Source organism: Lentzea sp. NBRC 102530, assembly GCF_030269365.1.
GTDB lineage: Bacteria > Actinomycetota > Actinomycetes > Mycobacteriales > Pseudonocardiaceae > Lentzea.
Window position 1 is genome coordinate 223,703 of record NZ_BSTF01000003.1, and the last position, 23,042, is coordinate 246,744.

Here is a 23,042-nt window from a genome sequence, read left to right on the forward strand (position 1 = left end):
TCAGACGGTGACCGTCGTGATGCGACTGAACTCGGACAGCAGATCGTAGCCGTCCCAAACGGCCGCGAAGCTGAGGGCCGATCCGAAGGGGACGACCCGGTCGATGCCACGCCCGGCGAGCCGGCGGGTGAAGGTCATCACCTCGTCGCGGTCGAAACCGAACACGCTGAGCGTCTGGTCCTTGCGCTGCACGATCCGGCCGAACTCGGCCAGGTCGCTGATCGTCGCCTGCGGGAACGTGCCGACGCCGAGCCACTCGCGCGGCACGTCGGCGGCCTCGACGAGTTCGAGCGTCGCGACCGCGTTGCCCTCGAACCGGATCTCCGTGGCGTGGCCCTCGGCCGCGACGCCGTACGCGGAGACGCGCTTCTGCACGGCCATGGCCGGTTCGACGACGAACTGCTTGCTCGCCACGACCTCGGCGAGCAGCGTGCGGAACTCCTCCCTGGCGGGCTTCGCGCGCTCGTCGTCACCGACCCAGAACAGGGTGCGCGGCGAGGAACAGGCGGCCTGGTCGAACCAGTAGGAGTCGTTGTAGAACCCGATCGCCGCGTCCCTGCGCTGCTCGGGCGTCGCGGCTTCCCAGCCGGCGACCGAGACGGCGGCGAACGACGCGCGGTCCGGGAACGTGAGGTCACGGGCGTGCGGTGCCAGCGCGGACTTGCGCACCTCGGCCACCGACCGGTCGCCGCCCCAGATGACCCGCAGGTCGCAGGCGGCGGACAGCGCGGACGTGACGGCCTCGTCGCGCCCGTACGTGATCATGCGCTGGGTCTGCGCGATGGCCGGGTGGGCCTCCGCCAGCGACTCGTTCAGCGCCTCGATGACGGCCTGCGCGGCCCCCTGCGAGCGCGGCGAGATGCGCACGACGTTCGGGTTGCCGGCGAGCGCGGACAACGCCCAGGAGTAGACGAAGATCGTGTCCACGTTGGCCGGTGGCACGTGGAAGACGACGCCGCGCGGGAACCTCAGCTGGTCGCCGCTGGTCTCCAGCGTGGACAGGGCCTTCGCGATCTCGCCCTTGCGCAGGAAGAAGCCGAGCGACGCGAGCTCCGGGTAGCGCCGCGCGGTGGCGGGCGCGAGGAGCTTGCGGGCGAACTTCACCAGGAACTGCACGACGCGCTCGTCGCCCACGGACAGGTAGCCGCCCTCGGGCTCGGCCGTGATCTCCGCGAGCAGGGCGTCGACCTCGACGGCCGGGCCTGCCGGGAAACGCTGCTCAACACTCACGCCGGGCTCCCGCTGAACGTGTCGGAACATCCGCGCGCCTCGGCGCGGGGCAGGCGGCCGAGCACGGAGAAGCGCTTGCCGGGCCAGTCGCCGTCGTCGATGCCGTGGACGACACCGAGGTCCTCGGTGAGCAGCACGTGGCCCGGGTAGGACCGCGGCACGGTGCTCACCACTTCGATGACGCCCGGGACGCCGACGGGTTGCTCGCGCCACGTCTCCGGGTCGCGGATGACGACGTCCGCGAAGTCCGGGCAGTACAGCGAGTTGCCGCTCGGGCCCTCGACGAAGACGGTGCCGAGCTGCTCGACCATGCCGTAGTAGTTGTGGATCCGGGTCAGACCCGTGTCCGCGGCGAACGCGCGGCGGAACTCCGCGTTGTCGACGGCGCGGTCGATCAGCTTCTTCCAGCCACCGGAGTGGATGAGGATGCCGTTCGAGAGGTCCAACTCGTGCTCACGGGCGACCTCGTAGAGGTACTGCCACACCATGAACGTGAAGCCGAAGATGAGGAACGGCTCGTTGCCGTGGTTCGCGAGGAACCCCTTGATGGCCTCCACGTCCGGGCGGTCGTTCTCGTCGAGCGCGTAGACGTGCTTGCGGCCGAAGTTGGCCATGCCGAGCACGCCGGCGCCGCGGGCGGAGAACGAGCGGCGGTTCTTGATGATGCCGATGGTGTCGACCATCAGCATCGGCAGGCGCTGGTCGCCGAGCACGGTGCGCAGCGTCTTGCCGAGGTAGCGCGGCTGGTCGGCCGCCGCTTCCTTGTCCAGGTAGATGCGCGACACCTCGGCGCCGGTCGTGCCGGACGAGGTCAGCACCTTGAAGACCTCGTCGTCGGGCACGGACTTCAGCACGTGGTGCTTGAACATCCGCACCGGCAGCCACGGCAGCTGCTCGACCGAGTCGAACGAGGCACCGCGCGGGATGCCCAGCGAGCTCAGGATGCGGTCGTAGGGCTCGCCGCCGGTGCGGTGGTGCTCGGTCAGCTCGGTGAGCACGGGCAGCAGCGCCGCCTCGCGCTCGGCCTGGCTCAGGCCGAACACGCTCTCGGCAGTGGTGGTCACGCGCGTCCCTCCAGGGAGCGGTAGTCGATCTTCCCGCTGGGCAGCAGCGGGAGTGCGTCGATGTCCCGCACGTCGAATCCGGACACGTGCATGTGCAGCTTCTCGGACAGTGCCTTGGCAGCCGCCTTGCGCGTGTCGGCAGCGCAGTTCTCGGCCCAGACGACGACCTTGTCGCCGGCCGGCACCGCGGCCGCCGCACCGATGTCCAACCCGGAACCGCGCAGCATTTGTTCCAGGTCGTCCAGGTTGACGCGGTTGCCGAAGACCTTGCCGATCCGCTTCAGCCGCCCGGTGATGAACAGGTAGCCGTCCGCGTCGAGGCGGCCGAGGTCGCCGGTCTCCAGCAGTCCACCTCGGACGTCCGGTTCGGACAGTTCGGCCTCGGACTCCGCGTACCCCATCATCACGTTGGGGCCTCGGTAGAGCACCTCGCCCACGACGTCCGGATCGGACGTTTCGGACCCGTCCTCGAGCCTGATGGAGAACGCGCCGCCGGGCAGCGCGGGACCGGCGCTGCCGATCTTCTCCGCGAGCTTCTCCGCGGGCACGGTGGCCATCCGCGGGGCCGCCTCGGTCTGGCCGTACATGACGTACATGCGGCCGCCGACGGCGAGCATCTTCTCGTTGAACTCGACGACCAGGTCCTCGCGCAGCTTGCCGCCGGCCTGCGTGATCGTGCGCAGGCTCGGGTACTTGGCCGGGTCGAACCGCAGCCGCTTGAGCATCTCGTAGTGGTACGGGACGCCGGCCAGCGACGTGATCTTGTGCTCGTCCACCGCGGTCCAGAACGCGCGACCCATGACGCCGGTCGGCTCGACCACGACGGTCGCGCCGCGCAGCAGGTGGCTGTTCAGCACGGACATGCCGTAGCTGTAGTGCAGCGGCAGGCTCGTCGGCGCCACCTCGTCCGCGGTGATGCCGAGGACCTCGGCGATCGCCTCGGCGTTGGCCAGCACGGCCTGGCGGGAGAGCCGGACGAACTTGGGGTTGCCGGTCGAGCCGCTGGTCGGCAGCAGGACGGCGAGGTCGGGGTGCGGCACGACACCGGCGGCGTCCTCGCGGACCCACTCGGCGGTGTACCCGGCAGGGGGCTCACCCTCCGCGCCGAGCACGGCGGCGGGGCGGAAGCGCTCGACCAGGCCGAGCAGGACGTCGCGGTCCTGACCGGCGTCGAGCAGCGCGACGGCCCGGCCGGACTCGAACGCGGCGACGTAGCGCAGCACGCTCTGGACGTCGACCGACGTGCGGGCGAACAGCACACCGGCGGGCAAAGCGGACAGTTCGGCGGAGATCTTCTCGACGGCAGCGCGGAGCTCGGGTCCGGCGAGCACCTCGCCGGACGTCGCGTCCACGAGGCGTGCGCCGGGGGCCAGCAGGCTCACTGCACGAGCCCCCCGTCGACGCCGAGCACCTGCCCCGTCACGAACGACGCCTCGTCGCTGACGAGGAACCTGATGACCTTGGCGACCTCGTCGGCGGCACCGAGGCGGCCGAGCGCGGTGTCCTTGCGGACGCGGTCCAGGACCTCTTCGGACTGACCGGCGGTCAGGTCGGTCTCGATCACGCCGGGGGCGACCGCGTTGACGCGGATGCCGTAGCGGCCGAGCTCCTTCGCGGAGGACTTCGCCAGCGACGTGACGGCGGCCTTGGTGGCGCCGTACACGGACTGGCCGGCGTTGCCCCGCTCACCGACGATCGAGCCGAGCAGCACGATCGAGCCGGTCTTCTTGCGCATCATCACGCGGGCGGCGGCCTGCACGGACACGATCGCGCCCGTGACGTTGGTGGCGAACTGGCGCTCGATGAGGTCGTCGCCGATCATGCCGATCAGCGCGCCCTCCATGACGCCCGCACTCGCGACCAGCGCGTCGATGCGGCCGTGCTCCTTGGCGATCGCCTTGAAGGCGTCCTTCACCGCGGTGGTGTCGGTCACATCGAGCCCGAGCCCGCTGACCTGCGGGCCCAACTCGGCGGCGATCTGTTTCGCGGAGGTTTCGTCCCGGCCGGTCAGCACGACCGTCGCGCCGGCTTCGGCCAACGCGGCGGCGGTAGCGCGACCGATGCCCCTGGTACCACCGGTGACGACTGCGACCTTGCCGGAGAGAGTCACTCCGCGCCCAGGTCCTTGATCATGTCGAGCGCGACCTTGAAGCTGCTCATGTCGATGACCTGCTCGGTTTCGAACTGGACGTCGAACTCGTCCTCGATGGCCGCGACCAGCGCCATGTGGCCGACGGAGTCCCACTCGTCGATGTCGCGGTACTTCAGGTTCTCGACGTCCACGTCGTCACCGAGCGCGAGCGCCTCGACGAACGTGTTACGCAGCCGCTGCTGCAAGTCCATGCTGTGCTCTCCCGTGTTCAGGCCTGCGTGACGTGCGGCCGCCCGGACTACGAGGGTAACGGGTCACGGAGTGTCGACTTGCCGTGGTACGGGGTGAGGCTCCTTACGCCCCCGACCCCGGCCGTTTCTCCGCGCGTAACACAGGTAGCCTGCGACGGTGTTCGCGGCGCTGACGTGCCCGGCAGCCCATGACAATCCGCATCCGCCCAGGCCGGACCGGTCGAAGCGGCAGTGGTCTCCAGAGGGAAGTACGGAGTAATGATCCCAATCACCGTTGTCGACGTGAGCGACGCGGAGCCGTATGTGCTCGAAGTGCTTCGCTCGGGCGTCATCGCGCAGGGTCCGATGGTCAAGCGCTTCGAGGACACCTTCGCCGAGATCGCGGGTGTCGAGCACGCCATCGCCGTGAACAACGGCACCACGGCGCTCGTCGCGGCCATCCAGGCCCTCGACCTGCAGCCGGGTGACGAGGTCGTGACCTCGCCGTTCACGTTCATCGCGACGCTGAACGCGATCCTCGAGGCCGGTGCCACGGCCCGGTTCGCGGACATCCGCGAGGACGACTTCTGCGTCGACCCCGAGTCGATGGCGGCCGCGATCACCCCGCGGACCAAGGTCCTCATGCCGGTCCACCTCTACGGCCAGACCGCGGACATGGGCAAGATCGCCCCGCTCGCCGAGGAGCACGGTCTCGCGCTCGTCGAGGACAGCGCGCAGGCGCACGGCGCGACGTTCGACGGCAAGGGCGCCGGCAGCTTCGGCCTCGGCTGCTTCTCGTTCTACGCGACGAAGAACATCACGACCGGCGAGGGTGGCATCATCACCACCAACGACGCCGAGATCGCGGACAAGCTGCGCGTCATGCGCAACCAGGGCATGCGCGCCCGGTACGAGTACGTCATGGCCGGCCACAACTACCGGCTCACCGACCTCGCGGCCGCCGTCGCCATCCCGCAGCTCGCGAAGATCGACGAGATCACCGCGAAGCGCAAGGCCAACGCCGCCAAGCTGAACGAGGGCCTCGCGGGCGTCCAGGGCCTGCGCACGCCGTCCGAGCTGCCCGGCCGCTCGCACGTGTGGCACCAGTACACGGTCCTGATCGGCGACGACGCCGCCCTGACCCGTGACGAGTTCGCCGCCAAGCTGACCGAGCGCGGCATCGGCAACGGCATCTACTACCCCAAGCTCGTCACCGACTACGACGCCTACCGCGACCACCCGCAGGTCGTCATGTCGGAGAACCCGGTCGCCGCGAAGATCGCGCAGCAGTGCCTGTCGATCCCGGTGCACGCCCACCTGACCGACGACCAGCTCGACACGGTCATCGGCACGATCCGAGAGGTGCTGGGCGCGTGACCGCGAACCCCCGAATCCTGCTCGTCGGCACCGGCACGATGGGCTCGCTGCACGCCCGCGTGCTCGCCGGGTCCGACCGCTGCGACCTGGTCCGCGTGGCCGAGCCCCGCGAAGAGGCCGGCCGTGCGATCGCCGAGCGCTACGACGCGCAGTGGAGCCCGGAGATCGGCGACCTGTCCGACGTGGACGCCGTCGTCATCGCCGCCGCGACCGAGTTCCACCACGGTCTCGCGCTCGAGGTCCTGAACCAGGACAAGCCGCTGCTCATCGAGAAGCCCGTCTGCCCCGGCATCGAGGCGTCCGAAGAGGTCGTGGCGCTGTCGGCGAAGCGCGACGTGCCGTTGATGTGCGGTCTGCTGGAGCGCTACAACCCGGCCGTCCTCACCGCACTGTCCCTCGTGGACAACCCGGTGCACGTCACCGCGACGCGCCACTCCCCGTACGCGCCGCGCATCCGCACGGGCGTCTCGTGGGACCTCCTGGTGCACGACGTCGACCTCGCGATCCGCGTGTTCGGCGGCCAGGACCCGACGCACGTCCAGGGCACGTTCGGCTACTTCCACCCCACCTCGGTGCAGGGCGCCGAGGACGTGGCGGAGACGGTGCTCGGCTTCTCCGACGGCGGCCTCGCCACCGTGTCCGCGAGCCGCATCGGCCAGCGCAAGGTCCGGTCGCTCACGATCACCGAGGTCGACCGCCTGATCGAGGCCGACCTGCTGCGCCGCGACGTGACGATCTACCGCCACGTCTCGAACGACGCCGCCACGCCGGACGGCCGCGGCTACCGCCAGCAGTCGATCATCGAGATCCCCGAGCTCGTCTCGGCCCGCGAGCCGCTGGCCGCCCAGCTCGACCACTTCCTCGACATCGTCGCCGGCGAGGCCGACGCGGACGCTGAGCGCTCCGCGATCCTTCCGTCACACCGCGTTGTGGCGAAGGTGTTCGACCAGCGGCCCCAGGCCGCACGCGTCTGATCGGGTGAAACGACGGCCGGAACGCGCTTGATCAGCGCGTTTCGGCCTTCTTTTTGTTTCGGGGCGGATACGTTTTCGTCACGACGCGAAGTTGCGGCAAACGCCGCATCGTCCTCCAGCGACTCGCACATACCAGGTCACCGCCTGGGCGAGCGCATAGGGGGATTTCATGGCGTACGACCAGCACCAGAGATTCGTGCAGTTCGTTCCCGGGGGGAACGGCGTCATCTACGCGATCCAGTCGGACGGCAAGCTGCTCAGATACGAGCACGCGGGCTGGCTGACCGGGACGGCGTCGTGGGCGAACGGCGCGGGGGCGCAGATCGGCGACGGCTTCCAGCAGTTCCGGACCGTCTTCGCGGCGGCGGACGGCCAGATCTTCGGCGTCACCGAGAGCGGTGACCTGCGCTGGTACAAGCACCTCGGGGGCGGTGCCTGGCACGCGAACAGCGGCTCGACGATCCGGACGGGCCTGCAGGTCTACCCGCGCATCTTCGGCGGCTGGAACGGCGTCTTCTACGCCGTCGACACCAACGGCAAGCTGCGCTGGTTCAAGTACCTCGCGGGCGACGGCACCAACTCGTGGCACGCCAACAGCGGCAACATCATCAGCAACAACAGCTGGAAGCCGTTCTACGAGCTGTGGGCCGACCCGAACGGCGTCATCTACGGCATCCACACCGGCAGCGACGTCCTGTACTGGTGGCGCTACACCTCCGGCGACGGCACCAACGGCACGTGGGTGAACAACGGCACCGCGTACGCCATCGGCAGCGGCTGGGGCGACGACACCCAGAAGACGTGGCTGTCCAACACCAACGGCACGCACTACCTCGTGTGGCTCGACGGCTCCACGACGCCCGGCTTCGACGACAAGCTGATGTGGTTCCGGCTGCTCAACTCCGAGACCATCAGCGGCAACCTCACCGGCCAGTGGGTCAACGGCGGCGCACCGCTGCAGGTCGGGTCCGGCTTCAGCATCGAGAAGACCGCGGCGCTGCAGGGCTACGCGAGCGACACCAGCCCCCGCCCCGGCTACCCGCAGAACTTCCGGGTCTCCAGCACGTTCACGACCGTCGAGGCCACCATCGAACGCCTCGCCGTGCCGGGCCAGACCGCCGGCACCGTCGTGTGGGGCCCGGTCTCGGCCGCGGGCACGATGCAGCCCGTGCCCGGCGACTACCGGTCGGGCGGCTGCGACTGGGCGAACACGTTCACGATGACCATCCCCGCGGGCTGGAAGTCCGGCGCGTACGTCTGCCGGCTGCGCGGAGTGCTCAACGGCGTCCAGCACCTGCGCTACGACATCCCGTTCGCCGTGAAGCCGCCCGCGCCGGTGGCCAAGCTCGCGGTCATCCTGCCCACGAACACCTACAACGCCTACAACACGTGGGGCGGCCACAACAACTACACGACCCAGGGACAGCTTGGGGTGCAACGGGTCTGCACCTCGTACCGTCCCAACAACGCCGTGTGGACCAACGACCGCGCCATCATGAGCCACACCTACTACTCGGACCTGTTGCTGCTGCGGTGGATGGTCGCGAACAACATCGAGTTCGACCTCTACCAGGACGGCGACCTCGACGCCGACGGCACGTGGCTCCCGCAGTACAAGGGACTCGTGCTCGGCAGCCACTCCGAGTACTGGTCGCAGCTCATGAAGGACCGGCTCGACACCTACCTGTCGAACGGCGGCCGGGTGATCAACACCGGTGGCAACACGTTGTTCGCCAAGGTCTCGTGGAACGCGGCCGGGGACGCGGTGATCTTCCGTGCCGCCAACGGTTCCCAGACCGGGAACTGGTTCGCGAACCTCGGCCAGCCGGGCGCGGACGTCCTCGGCGCCGACTGGGACAGCTCGGAGTTCCTGACGTTCGGCGCCTACGAGACCCTGCTGCCGGCGCACGCGTTCCTGTCCGGCTGCGGGCTCGCGCTGGGCGGCACGTTCGGTGCGGCGTCGTACAACATCGCCGGCAGCGGGTGGGAGACCGACCGGTGCCCGACCCCGCCCAAGGCCGGGACGGAGATCATCGCCGTGGGCAACAACAGCGGCGGGCAGAACGGCGGCCACATGTACAAGTGGACGCGGCCCGGCGGCGGCTGGGTGTTCAGCGCCGGGTCGATCGCGTTCAACGGCACGCTGGCCGTGGACGCGGTGGCGTCGAAGGTCCTGCTGAACGTGCTGACGGCAGCGGCTCTGTAGGACCACCCCCAGGGGCCGGGCCGACTCCCCTCACGGCCCGGTGCGGGTGACCGGCTTGTCCGCGCGACAGGCCGGTCATCCGGCTCAGGCCTCTTCGGTCTTGTCCGCCTTGACGAACTCGCCGGCGGGCGCGCCCCACACCACGGTGTCGCCGCGCTCCTCGGCGAGTTCGCGGCGGCGCTTGTTCTCCGCGCGCACCCGCTCGATCTCGGAGTCGATGTACTCCTGCTCGTACTTCTGGAAGACGCGCGCGGGGTTGCCGGCCACCAGGGAACGGGCCGGGACGTCCTTCGCCACCACGGACAGCGGCTGGACGGTGGCGAAGTCGCCGATGGTCACGCCCGGCATGATCACGCTGTTGCCGCCGATGAAGCAGCCCTTGCCGATGCGGACCGGCTTGCGCTCGATCAGGTCGCTGCCGGAGTGGTTCTCCAGCGCCATGTTCGCGAGCCAGCTGGAGTGCGTGAAGATCAGGCAGTTGAGGCCGATCGAGGTGTGCTCGCCGATCTCCATGCCGCCGCTCGCGTCGAGCACGGCGCCCTCGCCGATCCAGCAGTGGTCGCCGATGGTCAGCTGGTCCGGGCTGATCACCTTGGCGCGCTCGCGGATCCGGGTGGTCTCGGGCAGGCCGTAGAGCGCGGCCCGCTCGGAGTCGTTCATGTACTGCCCGACGAGGTCGGTGAGGATGTGCTTGCGGAGGCGGTTGCTCCGCTCGTCGTCGAAGAACATCAGCGCGTACCTGCCGGGGTCGGAGCGGTCATCAGGTCGAACACGGCGAGGTGCTTGTCCGTCACCACGTCGAGCGTGAAGTCGGCGAGCACCACGTCCCGCTGCCTGGCGGCGATCCGCTCCCGCTCGGCCGGGTCGTCGAGCAACCGGGTCAACGTCGCCGCGAGGTCGTCCGCGTCGTCGGGACGAACCAGCAGCGCGTTGTCCCAGTCGCGCAGCTCCACCCAGGGGAAGTTCGTCTCGCGCACGGCGCAGACGGTCGCTTTGCCGACCGCCATCGCCTCCAGACTCGCAGTGCCACACCCTATGCCCTGCAAGTCGTGGGCGACGACATCGGCCTCCGCCAGGTAGGCGGGCACCTCACCGCGGTGGACGGGGCCGGTGGTGACGAACGCGTCCCGCACGCCGAGCTTCTCGGCGAGCTTGAGGAACCTGTCGTAGTAGACCTGGCCCACGACCAGGACCTTGGCCTTCGGGTGCTTCTCCAGCACTGCGGGCATGGCCTTGACCAGCGACAACCGGTTGCGCAGCGGGATGACGTGGCCGAGCGAGACGATCAACGGTGCGGCGCGCAGGTCGTGCCGCTCGCGGACGTCGATCGGCGGCCGGGCGCTCAGTTCGCGGGGGTCGACGGCGACCGGGATGTGGTCGAACTCTCCCTCGGACGCCCCGTAGCGGCGCTGGCAGTAGGCCGCCGCCATCTCGTCCATGATCACGTAGCGCGGCCGGTAGCGACGCAGGACAGGACGCACCAGGAAGCGGTCGAGGAAGCGGAAGAACAGCGAGTAGAACCACGCCGTGCTTTCCAGTCGCGTGTGGACGGACAACAGCACGGGAACGTTGCGGCGACGGGCGTACGCGCCGCTGATCCAGCTCAGGTCCAGGAACTGGCCGTGCTGGTGGATGACGTCCGGCCGGAAGTCGTCGAGCACGCGGAAGACGCGGCGGACGTTCGAGGGGCGGGACGCGAAGGTGATGTCGAAGTCGATCGAGAGGCCGAGCTTGGGCATTCCGAACGCCGGTAACCGGTGCACCCGGTAGCCGCCGACCTCTTCTTCGGCCGGGGCGTCGCGGTAGGCGGCGGTCAGCACGACGACCTCGTGCCCACGCGCGACGAACTCCCTGGCCAGCGATTCCGCGAGGTGCGCGCTCCCTCCCACCCGAGGCGGGAAGAAGTTGTTCACGACCGCGATGCGCACCTGGGCAGGCTCCAATCCGCTTCCCGTGGACGCGGCCGGGTTGCCGCGCCCACGTTGTTCGGTCGCCGAGCGTCAGCTGGAGGCGCTGAGCTTCACCAGCTCGGTCATCCCGTCCTCGACGGAGATGGTCGGCTCCCAGCCGAGCACCTCCTTGGCGCGGGTGATGTCCGCGGCACGACGGGAGACGAGCACGTCGCGCGGGTTGAACTGCGGCTCGACGTCCACGCCGACCGCGTTGATCAGGATCTTGGCCAGGTCGGCGACCGTGGTGTCGATACCCGTTCCGATGTTGACCGGAACGTTGTCCTTCTCGGACTCCAGCGCCGCGACGACGGAACGCGCGATGTCGGTGACGTGGATGAAGTCCATCGACTGCTCGCCCTTGCCGTCGATGACCGGCGGCAGGCCCTGGCGGAGGCGGTTGACGAAGTGGTTGATCACCGAGGTGTAGTACGCGGTGGTCTTCTGGCCGGGGCCGTAGACGTTGAAGAAGCGCAGGCCGACCCAGGACAGGCCCTTGGTCCGCTCGTAGAAGCCGAGCAGGTCCTCACCCGAGCGCTTGGCGATGCAGTACGGCGTGAGCGGCGAGAGCTCGTCGTCCTCGTGCATCGGCAGCTTCTTCGGGTCGCCGTACACCGAGGCGGACGACGCGAAGACGAGACGGCGCACCTTCTGGTCCGCGGCGGCGGCGAACACGTTGTGGTTGCCGACCATGTTGATGTCGACCGACTCGTACGGGTCCGCGACGCTCTTGTTGATGGAGACGGCGGCGAGGTGGATGACGCTCTCGCAGCCCTTCATCGCGTTCTGCACCGCACCGCCGTAGCGGACGTCCTGGTCGATGAGCTCGACGTTGCCCGTGTTCACCAGGGCCGCGACGGCGTCGCGGTCACCGCGGAACATGTTGTCGAAGATGCGGACCTTGTAGTCGCGCTCGAGCAGCATCGGGATGACGTGCATACCGATGAAGCCCGCGCCACCCGTGACGAAAACGGTGCGCTGGGACGAGGACATGCGGGAACTCCTGTTGATGCTCGGGATCTCTAGCGGACGGTGCTCAGCACTTCGCGGAGGGTCTTGGCGACCCGCTCCACCTCGTCGTCGGTCAGGTTGGCGTGCATCGGGATCGCCAGGTGACGACGGAACAGGTCGGCGGACACCGGGCACGGCGTCGACTGGCCGTACACGGGCTGGACGTGCGAGGCGTACGTGCCGAAGTTGCACTGCACGCCGTTCTCCCGCAGGCCCTTGGCGACGGCGCCGCGGTCGATGCTCGCGTCGAGCGTGATGACGTAGGACTGCCACGGGTGGACGCGGTCGTCCAGCGCCACCGGCAGGGTCACGCCCTCGAGGTCGCCCAGGAGCTGCTCGTAGCCCTTGGCCACGCGGGCGCGGTTCGCGAGCAGCGTCGGCAGCCGGTCGAGCTGCGCGAGCATGATGCCGGCCATGACGTCCGACATGCGGTAGTTGTAGCCCGCCTCGTTGAACGACGGCACCGGCAGGTCGTTCGAGCCCTCGCGGTTGATCGCGGGCTCGATGCCGTACGTGTGCATCTTGCGGGCCTTGGCGGCCCACTCGGCGTTGTTCGTGGTGAGCGCGCCGCCCTCACCGGCCGTGATGCCCTTGCGGCCGTGGAAGCTGAACGTCGCCATGTCGGCGAGGCTGCCGGCCGGGCGGCCCTTGTAGCTCGCGCCCGCGGAGCAGGCGCCGTCCTCGATCAGGAACAGGCCGTGCTTGTCCGCGATCGCGCGCAGCTCGTCGTAGTCGGCGGGCTGGCCGAACACGTCGACGGCGAGGATGCCCACCGTGTTCGGCGTGATGGCCGCCTCGACCGCGGCGGGGTCGACGCTCCAGATGTCCGGGCGCACGTCGGCGAACACCGGCTTGGCGCCGGTCCACACGACGGAGTGGCCCGTGGCGGGGAAGGTGTAGTCGCCGACGATGACCTCGTCACCCGGCTTCACGCCCATGACGTCGAGCGAGAGGTGCAGTGAGGCACCGCAGTTGTTGGTCGCCAGCACGTGGTCGACACCCGCGACCTCGGCGAACCGCTGCTCGAACTTGTTGCAGGTCGGACCGGCACCGGAGAGCCAACCCGATTCGAAGACCGCGGCGACCGCCGCGAGCTCTTCCTCGCCCACCGTCGGCTGACCCAAAGCAATGCTGTCGGACATACCTCTCCCTGGCTGGATGGCCGAAGTCTATAGGTGCCGGAGTCGATCACCGGCGCAGCCCCGTACTGTCCACATAACACGAGCGGACCCGGAAGACGAGGATTTGACGTGCGACACATCGCGGTGATCGGTGGCGGGATCGTCGGCCTGGCGGTGGCCAACGAACTGGCCGGCCGTGGCCACCAGGTGACCGTCCTGGAGAAGGAATCGCACTGGGCGGCGCACCAGACGGGGCACAACAGCAACGTCGTGCACGCCGGCCTGTACTACAAGCCGGGCTCGCTCAAGGCGAAGATGTCCGTGGCGGGCAACGCTTCCATCATCGACTTCGCCAAGGAGCACGGCGTCCCCTACGAGGTCTGCGGCAAGCTCGTCGTGGCCACCTCCGAGGACGAGGTCCCGCGCCTCAACGTGCTCGCCGAGCGGGCCGAGGCGAACGGCGTCCCCGCCCGGATGATCTCCGCCGCGGAGGCTCGCGAGTACGAGCCCGAGGTCGCCACGGTCGCCGCGCTGCGGGTCGAGTCGACCGGCATCATCGACTTCCCGGCCGTGTGCCGCGCGCTGGTCCGCCTGCTCAACGCCCACGGCGCTGACCTGCGGTTGAACAGCCCGGTGCTGGGCATCCGGCAGTCGCCGGCGGGTTCCGGTGTGGAATTGGCCACTCCGCAGGGGATCGTGCGGGCCGACGCGCTCGTGAACTGTGCCGGACTGCACAGCGACCGCATCGCGCGGATGGCCGGTCTGGACCCCGCCGCGACGATCGTCCCGTTCCGCGGCGAGTACTTCGAGCTGACGCCGGAGCGGCGCGGCCTGGTGCGCGGCCTGATCTACCCGGTGCCGGACCCGACGCTGCCGTTCCTCGGCGTGCACCTGACCCGCATGCTCGACGGCAGTGTCCACGCCGGACCGAACGCCGTGCTCGCGTTGCGGCGCGAGGGCTACAAGTGGTCGCAGGTCTCCCCCGCCGACCTGTTCGAGGTCGCGAAGTTCCCGGGGACCTGGCGGCTGGCCCGCAAGTTCGCGAAGACCGGGCTCGAAGAGGTCGTGCGGTCGTTCTCCCGCAAGCGGTTCGCCGCGTCGCTTGCCCGGCTCGTGCCCGCCGTGCAGGAGGCCGACCTGGTCCGCGCCGAAGCCGGTGTGCGCGCCCAGGCGATGCTGCCGGACGGGTCGCTGGTGGACGACTTCCTGTTCGAGACCGCCGCCCGCCAGGTGCACGTGCTGAACACGCCCTCGCCCGCGGCCACGTCGTCGCTGGAGATCGCGAAGCACGTGGCCGACGAGGCCGAGCTGTCGCTGAACTGACCTGAGACGCGAAACGGCGGGGGTTCCTGGTCGGAACCCCCGCCGTTCTTCGTCGGGCTAGCGGGGCTTGATGACGTCCGTGCCCATGAACGGCCGCATGGCCTCGGGGATGGTGACCGAGCCGTCGGCGTTCTGGTGGTTCTCCAGGATCGCGACGATCCACCGGGTCGTCGCGAGCGTGCCGTTCAGCGTGGCCGCGATCTGCGACTTGCCGTTCTCGTCGCGGTAGCGGACGTTGAGGCGGCGCGCCTGGAACGTCGTGCAGTTCGAGGTCGAGGTGAGCTCACGGTACTTCTGCTGGGTCGGGACCCACGCCTCGCAGTCGAACTTGCGGTGCGCGGACGTGCCGAGGTCGCCCGTGGCCGTGTCGATGACCCGGTACGGGACCTCGATCTTGGCGAGCATCTCCTCTTCCCAGCCGAGCAGCCGGGCGTGCTCCGCCTCGGCGTCCTCGGGCTTCACGTACGAGAACATCTCCACCTTGTTGAACTGGTGGACGCGGATGATGCCGCGGGTGTCCTTGCCGTACGAGCCCGCCTCGCGCCGGTAGCACGACGACCAGCCCGCGTACCGGCGTTCGCCGTCGAGGATCTCGTCGGCGTGGTAGCCCGCGAGCGGCACCTCGGACGTGCCGACGAGGTACAGGTCGTCGTTCGGCAGGTGGTAGATCTCGGACGAGTGCGCACCCAGGAACCCGGTGCCCGCCATGATCTCCGGCCGCACCAGGGTCGGCGTGATCATGAGCTCGAAGCCGTTGGCCGTGGCCTGCGCCGCCGCCATGTTGAGCAGCGCGAGTTCGAGCTGGGCGCCCACGCCCCTGAGGAAGTAGAAGCGGCTGCCGCCGACCTTCGCGCCGCGCTCCATGTCGATGGCGCCGAGCTTCGTGCCCAGGTCGAGGTGGTCCTGCGGCTCGAAGTCGAACTCGCGCGGCGTGCCCACGGTCTTGACGACGACGAAGTCGTCCTCGCCGCCCACGGGCGCGTCCGGGTGGACCAGGTTCGGGATCCTGGCCAGCAGCTCGTTGACCTCGTCGGCGGTGGCGTTCTGCTCGGCCTCGGCGGCCTTGACCTCGGCGGCCAGGTCCTTCGCCTTGACGAGCAGCGCGGCGCGGTCGTCGCCCTTGGCCTTGCCGACCTCCTTGCCGAGCACCTTCTGCTCGGCGCGCAGGGTGTCGGCGCGGGAGATGGCGGAACGCCGGCGCTCGTCCGCGGACAGCAGGCTGTCCACGACGGCCTCGTCCTCGCCACGGGCACGCTGCGAAGCGCGCACGATCTCCGGGTTCTCGCGCAACACCTTGAGGTCAATCACCTGGGAAAGGGTAGTCGCCACCCGTTCCCCGTTTCATCCGGATATGCGGAACGCGGGACGGTCAACGCGAAGGGACCCGGCGCCAGGTCGGCACCGGGTCCCTTCGCAGGCTCGGGCCTAGTAGATGGCGAAGGCCACCACGAGGCCGAGGGCGACGTGGGCCGCGGCGACGACGACGGAGGCCGGCGCGAACTGGTCCGACTCGATGATCGAGCCGATGTCGAGCTTGGTCACCCACTCCAGCAGCCGGACGGCCGCCACCTGCACGATGATGCCGACGATGCCGTAGATCAACGCGGTGAGCAGGCCCTCGTCGAGCTTGCCGACGGCGTTGAGCATCGCGACGACCACGATGAACGCCATCGAGACGAGGCCGGAGGCGGTGACGATCACGGCGTTCGGGGCACCGTTGCGGACCAGGAGCGACAGCTTGCCCGGCGTCGTCCAGTCGATCGCGTAGAAGCCGAACACCATGAGGACCAGACCGACGACGGCGTACAGCGCGATCGCGCCGATGCCCCGGCCGATGGCCGAGCCGAAGCCGGGGTCCAACGCGAGCGTGTAGTCCATTTCCCGTTCCCTTTCGGAGTCTTACTCAACAATTCGATGCGGCACGAACGCCGCGCCGTCGTCGGTCACCAGACCGACCGTTTCCCGGATGCCGAGGCCTGCCGACGTGTCGCCGACGACCCAGGCACCCAACGCGGGGCGGTAGCCGTCGAACTCCGGGAGCGGATCGAACAGCTGGTACACGAAGCCTTCTTTGCCGTACACGCCACCGGTCTGCGTCTCGTAGCCCGGTGCGACGATCTGGATGTTCGCGCCCTCGCGGCCGAGCATCGGCTTGCGCACGTACTCGGTGAGCATGCCGGGGTCGTTGAGGTACGCGGGGAGCAGGTTGGGGTGGCCCGGGTACATCTCCCACAGGATCGCGAGCAGCGCCTTGTTCGAGAGCAGCATCTTCCACAGCGGCTCGATGAACAGCGTGCTGGGCAGCGTCTCGACGGCGTGGCGGCCGAACTGCTCCTCGACCACCCACTCCCACGGGTAGAGCTTGAAGAGCGTGCTGATCGGGGCCTCTTCGAGGTCCACGAAGCGGCCCAGCAGCGAGTCCCAGCCGATGTCCTCGATCGCGATGCCCACGGTGTTCAGGCCGGCCTCGGCCGCCGTCTCCTGCAGGCACGCGGTCGTCAGGTGGTCCTCACCGGACGGGTCCGCGCCCGACCAGCTGAAGTGCAGCTCGCCCGACGGCAGCTTGGCGCCGATCTCGGTCCAGCGCTCGACCAGGCGCTCGTGCAACGAGTTCCACTGGTCGTCGTCCGGGAAGACCTCTTCCTTCCAGTACCACTGGATGTACGCGGCCTCCAGCAACGAGGTGGGGGTGTCCGCGTTGTACTCCAGCATCTTCGCCGGGCCCGAGCCGTCGTAGCGCAGGTCGAAGCGGCCGTAGAGGTGCGGGTCGCGGCGGCGCCACGACTCGGCGATGTGCGGCCACACCCACTCGGGGATGCCGAAGTCGCGGTACCGCTCGGTGAGCACGACGTTGTCCACCGCGTCAAGGCACATGGAGTGGAGGAGCTCGACGTCGGCTTCGAGCGAGAGGATCTCGCTCATCTCGAACACGTAGTGCACCGACTCGTCCCAGTAAGGACGGTCGGCGCCGTTCGCGTACTTCGCGGGCAGGCCGAAGACCAGACCCTGGTCGGAGACCGTCCGCTGCCAGTTCGGCCGCGGGTGTGAAGCTTCCCGGCGCAAGTGTGCTCAGCCTCCGCTGCTCTTCGATCCGCTGCTGATGCCGAACCCGCCGCGCTGGACCGAGGTGCCCGACTTCGTGCTGACGTTCGCACCCTTGGGGATCGTGTAGCTGCCGCCGGACACCTTCTGACCGACCGAGCCCGAGCCGCCGTAGTTGTAGCGGTACGACGAGCCACCGATGTAGATGAAGCCGCCGCTGCTGTACCCGCCATGGCTGCGGTAGTACGACTCGTCGCAGTAATCGTCGTCGACGATCACGTTGTTCGAGTCGGTGCACTGCGCCGTGACGTTCTTCGGGCTCGCGGCCGCGTACCAGATCGCGACGAGCGCGACCACGCCGACGGTGACGCCACCGCCGATGAGCAGGCGCTTGCGCTTCTTGCGCTTCTTCTCGAACGCGGCGGACTCGGCGGCGAACCGCTCCTGCTGCGCCTTGAGGGCGGCGGCGCGGGCGCGTTGCTCGGCGACCGTGGCCTGGCGCGGCTTGGTCACGCCCGCCTGCTGCTGGCGCATCTTGCCCTTGGTGGGCGCGCCCTGGTTCGGCCTGGGCCCCTGGTTCGGGGCAGGCTGGTTCGGCGCAGGTGCCGGCTGGTACGGCGGCGGCTGCTGCTGCGGCTGTTGCGGCTGGCCGGGCTGTCCCGACGGCGGCCCCTGCTCGGGCGTCGGCTGGCCAGGTCCTGGCTGGTTGTTGTCAGTCATCACCACTCCCGCGGGCAAGGTACCTAGCGAGACAGCTCCAACACGGCCAATTGAGTGACGAGTGTCCTAATAGCAACACTCGGCACCCAACCCCCCGGCGCACAGCGGTCTCACACGGCACGGGCATCATGGATGAGATGTCTTCGAGCGCCGGTTGGTTGAGTCGATCTGGTCACATCCGCGACACGCGGCTTGTGATGGTCGGCGCGTTCGTGGGCGCGTTCGGCTTGTTGATGTTGTCCGCGTTCACGTCCGTGCTGGCAGGAGGCCCGCTCAGCACCAAACGCGAGCTCGTCAACGCTGCCTACCAGGCCGTGACGGGCGAATGCCTCAACTGGGAGAAACCGGATCTGTCGGACGCGCAGAAGGTCGACTGCACCGCCGCGCACAAGTTCGAGGTCACCGGAACCGCCGACATCACGGCCGCGTATCCGAGGGAAGCGCCGTTCCCGAACGGCGAGACCTGGGAGAAGATCGCGCAGGAGAACTGCGCCCAGGCCTCCACGACGTACATGGCGGGCAAGCTCGACCCCGAGGGCAAGTACGGCGTCAGCACCCTCAACCCGGACGAGACCCGCTGGAAGAGCGGATACCGGCAGCTCAGATGCGGTCTGCAGGTCACCGCCCCGTCCGGCGCCGCCCTGCCGTCGTTCGGCAGCGCGAAGACCCAGGACCAGTCGAACGTCTACGACCCGGGCGTGTGCGTGGCGCTCGGCGAGAACAACACGGTCGGTGACCCGATCGAGTGCGCCAAGCCGCACGCGTTCGAGATCGTCGGCGTCGTCCAGCACCCCGAGGGCCCGTTCGTCGCCCCGGAGGCCCAGGACGCCGCCATGTCCGAGAAGTGCGCGGTCATCGCCGCCGAGTACACCGGCGGCGCCGACCTGAAGGCTAAGGGCCTGCTCGTCACCTGGGACACGCGCGTCGAGGCGAGCTGGGCCGTCGGCTCCCGCAAGGCCAACTGCAAGATCGGCGCCGTCCCCCAGGGCAACAACCTCGTCGCCTGGGAAGGCACCGTCCGCAACCCCAACGGCGCGCCGCTGACCACCGCGAACCCGCCGCAGACCACCTCGGTCAAGGCCCAGGACGAGCCAACCGGCGCACCGCTGCACTCCGAGAGCAACGGCTCCCAGTCCTCCGAGCCCGGCAAGCCCTCCGACTCCGACAAGCCCGACAAGCCCTCGTCCAACGCGCCACCTTCGAGCACAGAGAACCGATGACAGTCGAGATGACCCGGGCCCGCTTCGAGGAGCTGGTCGAGGAAGCCCTGGACCTGCTGCCCGAGGACTTCATGCACGCCATGAACAACGTGGTGGTGCTGGTCGAGGACCGCAACCCCGAGGAGCCCTCGCTGCTCGGGCTCTACCAGGGCATCGCGCTGACCGAGCGCAACTCCGACTACGGCGGCACGCTGCCGGACCACATCTTCATCTACCGCGACGCGATCCTCGACATCTGCCAGACGGAGGAGGACGTGGTGGAGGAGGTCGTGGTCACCGTGCTGCACGAGGTCGCGCACCACTTCGGGGTGGACGACGCGAAGCTGCACGAACTCGGCTGGGGCTGACCCTCCCCCGCGCGGGTGAGGAGGTTGGACCGTCTGGCAGGTTGTACGGGTGCCAACGAACCGTCGTCTGGGTCTGCGCGCACCCGTCCGCCGCCGCAAGGCGCCGAACTGGCAGACCGTCACCTCCGTCGTCACGGCCGTCACCGCCGCGGGCGCGCTCGTCTTCACCGGGCTGTCGCTCCAGGCCACCCGCGACCAGGTCACCGTGGCGTTGAAGCAGCACGAGCTGACCGAGCAGGGCCAGGTCACCGACCGGTACACCAAGGCCGTGGAGCAGTTGGGCAAGGCCGGGCCCGAGAACCTGCACAGCCGGCTGGGTGCCGTGTACGCGCTGGAACGCCTCGGCCGCGACTCACCGCGCGACCAGACGACGGTCCTCGAGGTGCTCCTGGCGTTCGTCCGCACCACGGCCCAGGGCGTACCCGACGACTCCCCGGCACGCCGGGAGAAGTGCGGTGCCACCACGGTGGACGTTCAAGCCGCGCTGACCGTGCTGGGACGTCGCGACCCGCAGCAGGACCGGGGCTTCAAGTTCGATCTCCGCCGTCTCTGTCTGGCCGGCGTGAACCTCACCGAAGCAAGTCTGGAAGGCGCCGACCTGCGCGGCTCCGTGCTGTCGGAAGCGCTGTTGTTGCGGACGAATCTCAGCCGCGCACAGCTCGACCACACCGATCTGTTCAGGGTCCAGGCGGATGACGCGCGCTTCGTTTCCGCCTCACTGAGCAGCGCCGTCTTCAGCTCGGCACTTCTGGAGAGGACCGACTTCACCGGAGCCACCCTGTCCTACGCGAAGATGACCGAGACCTACCTGAAAAACGCGATCCTCGATCGCGCATCCCTCAACTCCACCGATCTCAGTGGAGCGCGGTTGCACGACGCCAAGCACCACCGCACCAGGGTCGAGGGTGTCGTGGTCAACGATCAAACCGAGGGCGAGTGGTGGTGAGGCTTAGATCTCGACGCCCGCCCACGAACGGCACACCCACGTGTCACCCTCGGTCTCCAGCACCACGACCCCGGTGTTCGGCAGCAGGTTCTCGGCCAGCTCCACCGGCACGTTCGACGCCAGCGCCAGCGCCCCCATCCGCCCCGCGCCACCGTGCGTCACGACCATGACGGTGCCCTCGGCACGGATCGACGCGATGGCCGCGAGGAACCGGTCCAGCACCTGCTGCCCGCTCTCCCCGCCACCGGGGAACGGCACGTCCAGCGCACCCTCGGCCCACTGGATCACGGTCTCGAGGTAGGTCTGGTACGCCTCGGGGTCGTTGCGGCCCTCGAGCGAGCCGACCTGGATCTCCTCGATGCCCTCCAGGACCTGGACGGGCAGGCCGAAGCGTTCGGCGGTGGGGAGCGCGGTTTGCTGGGCGCGCAGGCCGATGCTCGCGTAGACCGCTGTCAACGACTCCGAAGCCAGGGCGTCGGCCAGTTCGCGGGCCTGTTTGTGGCCCAGTTCGGTGAGGGGCGGGCCTGGCATGGCCGTGTCCAGCCTGCGTTCGGTGTTCGACGCCGTCTCACCGTGCCTGACCAGCAGCAACCTCACCCGCGCTCGCCCTTTCTGACAGCATCGACCCAGGAGGCGGCTGCGGCGAACTCGGCGTTGTGAGCCTCGACGGGCTCGTGGTCGGCCTTCGGGAAGGACCCGAGGAACCGGATCTCGCGCGAGTGTCGGTGCAGCGCGGCCAGCGCGTCACCGATCCTCGGCTCTGCGATGTGCCCCTCGACGTCGATGTAGAAGCGGTACGTCCCCAGTTTGCCCTTCTGCGGGCGTGATTCGAGGCCGGTGAGATTGATGCCACGCAGCGCCAGTTCGGTGAGCAGTTCGGACAGCACACCCACGCGGTTCGGGGTGGTGACGACGACGCTCGTGCGGTCCGCGCCGGTCGGCTCGGGCAGTGCGCCCGGCCGGCGCAGCAGGAGGAAGCGGGTGCGGGCGTCGGGGACGTCGAGGACGTCGGTGGCGTACTCGTCGAGCTTGTAGTGGTTGACGGCGACCGGAGCGGAGACGGCCGCGTCGAACTCGCCTCGTTCGACGGCTGCCGCTGCGGCCGCGGTCGACGAGGTGGCGATCGAGGTGGCGCCGGGCAACGACGCGGCGATCCACTCGCGGACCTGGGCGAGGGCGTGCGGGTGCGAGGCGATCGTGGCGATCGACGAGGTACCCGGACGGACCAGGACGCTGAAGCGGACGTCGAGGACGGTCTCGGCCACGGCCACGACCGGCTCGTCGCGCACCAGGGCGTCCAGGGTGGCGGGGACGGCGCCCTCGACGGAGTTCTCGATCGGCACGCACGCGAAGTCGGTCTCGCCGGAACGCAGTGCGGCGAAGGCGAGCGGGATCGTCTCGACCGGGACGAGCTCACCGGAGAACCGCATGGCGGCCTGCTCGGTGAAGGTCCCCTGTGGTCCGAAGTACGCAATGCGAGGCACCGAGTCAGCGTAGTGCGGCCCACGAGTGGCGAATCACGCCTGTGTCAGGCGCCAAACCTGGGTTCCGTCAGGACCGTTCGAACTGGAATGCTTGGGGCGTGCCCGCTCTAGCGCCAGAACTCGTGTTGTGCGCGGTCGACGAACCGATGGCGAACGCCTGGCTCACCGTCGCGGACGGACGCACCGGGGTGAGGGTGCACCGCGGGTCCGTGCTGGACATCCACGCGCAGGCCATCGTGAGCCCCGCCAACTCGCAGGGCTGGATGCGCGGCGGCATCGACGCCGTCTACGCCACGGCCTTCCCCCAGGTCGAGAACAACGTCCGCAGCGCCGTCCTCGCGTTGCACGGCGGTGAGCTCCCGGTGGGCGAGGCGCAGATCGTGGCGACGGGCGAGACCGAACCCGCGTGGCTCATCAGCGCCCCGACCATGCGCCTGCCCGGCGAACGGCTGCCGGTCGACACCGTCCACCCGTACCTGGCCGCGCGCGCCGTGCTGATGCTCTGGCTCACCGGGCGCCTGGAGGACGGCACGCCGGTGCGCGACGCCGTCCGGACGATCGCGATGCCGGGCCTCGGCACCGGGGTCGGCGGCGTCGCACCGTCCACGTGCGCGCACCAGGTCGCCGCCGCGTGGGACGAGGCGTTCAACCCGCTGCACGTCTGACTGTCCACAAGACCTGTGCACAACCCTGTGGACAGAGCTGT

General features: G+C 69.2%; 23 protein-coding genes. 8 read left to right on the top strand and 15 right to left on the bottom strand.

Translation table 11 applies throughout. The annotated features are described in order from the left end of the window. The 5 genes from QSK25_RS08645 to QSK25_RS08665 are packed head-to-tail and all read right to left on the bottom strand — an operon-like array spanning position 1 to position 4,637. Complete coding sequence (locus QSK25_RS08645) at positions 1 to 1,230, bottom strand: acyl-CoA reductase (RefSeq protein ID WP_285636040.1); 1,230 nt, start codon at positions 1,228 to 1,230, stop codon at positions 1 to 3. Continuing rightward, positions 1,227 to 2,294, bottom strand: coding sequence for a LuxE/PaaK family acyltransferase (locus QSK25_RS08650; protein ID WP_285636043.1), 1,068 nt, complete (start codon positions 2,292 to 2,294; stop codon positions 1,227 to 1,229). The genes QSK25_RS08645 and QSK25_RS08650 overlap by 4 nt, the downstream gene beginning before the upstream one ends. After that, positions 2,291 to 3,676 carry an AMP-binding protein gene (locus QSK25_RS08655; RefSeq protein ID WP_285636046.1) on the bottom strand — a complete coding sequence of 462 codons (1,386 nt, stop codon included), beginning with the start codon at positions 3,674 to 3,676 and terminating at the stop codon, positions 2,291 to 2,293. Before QSK25_RS08655 ends, QSK25_RS08650 begins: the two co-directional genes overlap by 4 nt. Further along, positions 3,673 to 4,404 (bottom strand): SDR family NAD(P)-dependent oxidoreductase, encoded by a 732-nt coding sequence (locus QSK25_RS08660; RefSeq protein ID WP_285636049.1) that lies wholly within the window; start codon positions 4,402 to 4,404, stop codon positions 3,673 to 3,675. The genes QSK25_RS08655 and QSK25_RS08660 overlap by 4 nt, the downstream gene beginning before the upstream one ends. Further along, positions 4,401 to 4,637 carry an acyl carrier protein gene (locus QSK25_RS08665; RefSeq protein ID WP_285636052.1) on the bottom strand — a complete coding sequence of 79 codons (237 nt, stop codon included), beginning with the start codon at positions 4,635 to 4,637 and terminating at the stop codon, positions 4,401 to 4,403. Before QSK25_RS08665 ends, QSK25_RS08660 begins: the two co-directional genes overlap by 4 nt. A 258-nt stretch (positions 4,638 to 4,895) precedes the next feature. Here QSK25_RS08665 and QSK25_RS08670 point away from each other — a divergent pair, with 258 nt between their 5' ends. From QSK25_RS08670 to QSK25_RS08680, 3 genes are all read left to right on the top strand, one after another. Then, the gene (locus QSK25_RS08670; RefSeq protein WP_285636055.1) at positions 4,896 to 5,993 is read left to right on the top strand and encodes a DegT/DnrJ/EryC1/StrS family aminotransferase; all 1,098 of its coding nucleotides are present in this window, start codon (positions 4,896 to 4,898) and stop codon (positions 5,991 to 5,993) included. After that, positions 5,990 to 6,967, top strand: a complete 978-nt coding sequence (locus tag QSK25_RS08675) for a Gfo/Idh/MocA family protein (RefSeq protein ID WP_285636058.1) — start codon at positions 5,990 to 5,992, stop codon at positions 6,965 to 6,967. The genes QSK25_RS08670 and QSK25_RS08675 overlap by 4 nt, the downstream gene beginning before the upstream one ends. 169 nt (positions 6,968 to 7,136) lie before the next feature. Continuing rightward, entirely contained in the window at positions 7,137 to 9,173 is a 2,037-nt protein-coding gene (locus QSK25_RS08680) for a N,N-dimethylformamidase beta subunit family domain-containing protein (RefSeq protein WP_285636067.1), read from the top strand. A gap of 84 nt (positions 9,174 to 9,257) precedes the next feature. Here the strand turns inward: QSK25_RS08680 and QSK25_RS08685 are convergent, their stop codons facing one another. From QSK25_RS08685 to QSK25_RS08700, 4 genes are all read right to left on the bottom strand, one after another. Further along, entirely contained in the window at positions 9,258 to 9,902 is a 645-nt protein-coding gene (locus QSK25_RS08685) for an acyltransferase (protein WP_285636070.1), read from the bottom strand. Continuing rightward, positions 9,902 to 11,101, bottom strand: coding sequence for a glycosyltransferase family 4 protein (locus QSK25_RS08690; RefSeq protein WP_285636073.1), 1,200 nt, complete (start codon positions 11,099 to 11,101; stop codon positions 9,902 to 9,904). The genes QSK25_RS08685 and QSK25_RS08690 overlap by 1 nt, the downstream gene beginning before the upstream one ends. Positions 11,102 to 11,173: 72 nt before the next feature. Then, positions 11,174 to 12,115, bottom strand: coding sequence for an NAD-dependent epimerase/dehydratase family protein (locus QSK25_RS08695; RefSeq protein ID WP_285636076.1), 942 nt, complete (start codon positions 12,113 to 12,115; stop codon positions 11,174 to 11,176). A gap of 29 nt (positions 12,116 to 12,144) precedes the next feature. Further along, entirely contained in the window at positions 12,145 to 13,275 is a 1,131-nt protein-coding gene (locus QSK25_RS08700) for a DegT/DnrJ/EryC1/StrS family aminotransferase (RefSeq protein WP_285636079.1), read from the bottom strand. A gap of 108 nt (positions 13,276 to 13,383) precedes the next feature. Here QSK25_RS08700 and lhgD point away from each other — a divergent pair, with 108 nt between their 5' ends. Further along, a complete protein-coding gene (gene lhgD / locus QSK25_RS08705; protein ID WP_285636082.1) occupies positions 13,384 to 14,577 on the top strand; it encodes an L-2-hydroxyglutarate dehydrogenase in 1,194 nt (397 codons plus the stop codon). A 57-nt stretch (positions 14,578 to 14,634) separates the two neighbouring features. Here lhgD and serS read toward each other — a convergent pair whose 3' ends face one another. From serS to QSK25_RS08725, 4 genes are all read right to left on the bottom strand, one after another. Then, positions 14,635 to 15,885 (bottom strand): serine--tRNA ligase, encoded by a 1,251-nt coding sequence (gene serS / locus QSK25_RS08710; RefSeq protein ID WP_285636085.1) that lies wholly within the window; start codon positions 15,883 to 15,885, stop codon positions 14,635 to 14,637. 117 nt (positions 15,886 to 16,002) lie between these two features. After that, positions 16,003 to 16,455 (bottom strand): DUF350 domain-containing protein, encoded by a 453-nt coding sequence (locus QSK25_RS08715; RefSeq protein ID WP_285636088.1) that lies wholly within the window; start codon positions 16,453 to 16,455, stop codon positions 16,003 to 16,005. Between the two features lie 21 nt (positions 16,456 to 16,476). Next, positions 16,477 to 17,640: a glutathionylspermidine synthase family protein gene (locus QSK25_RS08720; protein ID WP_285636090.1), complete on the bottom strand. Its 1,164-nt coding sequence runs from the start codon at positions 17,638 to 17,640 to the stop codon at positions 16,477 to 16,479. Between the two features lie 6 nt (positions 17,641 to 17,646). Then, positions 17,647 to 18,339 (bottom strand): hypothetical protein, encoded by a 693-nt coding sequence (locus tag QSK25_RS08725; RefSeq protein WP_285636093.1) that lies wholly within the window; start codon positions 18,337 to 18,339, stop codon positions 17,647 to 17,649. A 197-nt stretch (positions 18,340 to 18,536) separates the two neighbouring features. On the opposite strand from QSK25_RS08725, the gene QSK25_RS08730 reads away from it, so the two are divergent. The 3 genes from QSK25_RS08730 to QSK25_RS08740 are packed head-to-tail and all read left to right on the top strand — an operon-like array spanning position 18,537 to position 20,852. Next, positions 18,537 to 19,559 (top strand): septum formation family protein, encoded by a 1,023-nt coding sequence (locus tag QSK25_RS08730; RefSeq protein ID WP_285636096.1) that lies wholly within the window; start codon positions 18,537 to 18,539, stop codon positions 19,557 to 19,559. Further along, positions 19,556 to 19,906, top strand: coding sequence for a metallopeptidase family protein (locus QSK25_RS08735; protein ID WP_285636099.1), 351 nt, complete (start codon positions 19,556 to 19,558; stop codon positions 19,904 to 19,906). The genes QSK25_RS08730 and QSK25_RS08735 overlap by 4 nt, the downstream gene beginning before the upstream one ends. Before the next feature lie 49 nt (positions 19,907 to 19,955). Beyond that, the gene (locus QSK25_RS08740) at positions 19,956 to 20,852 is read left to right on the top strand and encodes a pentapeptide repeat-containing protein (protein ID WP_285636102.1); all 897 of its coding nucleotides are present in this window, start codon (positions 19,956 to 19,958) and stop codon (positions 20,850 to 20,852) included. Positions 20,853 to 20,855: 3 nt separating this feature from the next. Here QSK25_RS08740 and QSK25_RS08745 read toward each other — a convergent pair whose 3' ends face one another. Together QSK25_RS08745 and pheA are read right to left on the bottom strand one after the other, a co-directional pair. Continuing rightward, positions 20,856 to 21,449 (bottom strand): histidine phosphatase family protein, encoded by a 594-nt coding sequence (locus QSK25_RS08745; protein ID WP_285636105.1) that lies wholly within the window; start codon positions 21,447 to 21,449, stop codon positions 20,856 to 20,858. After that, entirely contained in the window at positions 21,446 to 22,336 is an 891-nt protein-coding gene (pheA, locus tag QSK25_RS08750; RefSeq protein WP_285636108.1) for a prephenate dehydratase, read from the bottom strand. Before pheA ends, QSK25_RS08745 begins: the two co-directional genes overlap by 4 nt. Positions 22,337 to 22,482: 146 nt before the next feature. Between pheA and QSK25_RS08755 the strand changes: the two genes are divergently transcribed. After that, a complete protein-coding gene (locus QSK25_RS08755) occupies positions 22,483 to 23,001 on the top strand; it encodes a macro domain-containing protein (RefSeq protein WP_285637547.1) in 519 nt (172 codons plus the stop codon). The last annotated feature ends 41 nt before the right edge of the window (positions 23,002 to 23,042 follow it).

Excerpts from the sequence above, each read along its gene's own strand:
- QSK25_RS08665 (WP_285636052.1), bottom strand. The coding sequence starts at position 4,637 with ATGGACTTGCAGCAGCGGCTGCGTAACACGTTCGTCGAGGCGCTCGCG.
- QSK25_RS08670 (WP_285636055.1), top strand. The coding sequence starts at position 4,896 with ATGATCCCAATCACCGTTGTCGACGTGAGCGACGCGGAGCCGTATGTG.
- QSK25_RS08680 (WP_285636067.1), top strand. The coding sequence starts at position 7,137 with ATGGCGTACGACCAGCACCAGAGATTCGTGCAGTTCGTTCCCGGGGGG.
- QSK25_RS08685 (WP_285636070.1), bottom strand. The coding sequence starts at position 9,902 with ATGTTCTTCGACGACGAGCGGAGCAACCGCCTCCGCAAGCACATCCTC.
- QSK25_RS08695 (WP_285636076.1), bottom strand. The coding sequence starts at position 12,115 with ATGTCCTCGTCCCAGCGCACCGTTTTCGTCACGGGTGGCGCGGGCTTC.
- QSK25_RS08700 (WP_285636079.1), bottom strand. The coding sequence starts at position 13,275 with ATGTCCGACAGCATTGCTTTGGGTCAGCCGACGGTGGGCGAGGAAGAG.
- QSK25_RS08715 (WP_285636088.1), bottom strand. The coding sequence starts at position 16,455 with ATGGACTACACGCTCGCGTTGGACCCCGGCTTCGGCTCGGCCATCGGC.
- QSK25_RS08725 (WP_285636093.1), bottom strand. The coding sequence starts at position 18,339 with ATGACTGACAACAACCAGCCAGGACCTGGCCAGCCGACGCCCGAGCAG.
- QSK25_RS08730 (WP_285636096.1), top strand. The coding sequence starts at position 18,537 with ATGGTCGGCGCGTTCGTGGGCGCGTTCGGCTTGTTGATGTTGTCCGCG.
- QSK25_RS08735 (WP_285636099.1), top strand. The coding sequence starts at position 19,556 with ATGACAGTCGAGATGACCCGGGCCCGCTTCGAGGAGCTGGTCGAGGAA.
- QSK25_RS08755 (WP_285637547.1), top strand. The coding sequence starts at position 22,483 with ATGGCGAACGCCTGGCTCACCGTCGCGGACGGACGCACCGGGGTGAGG.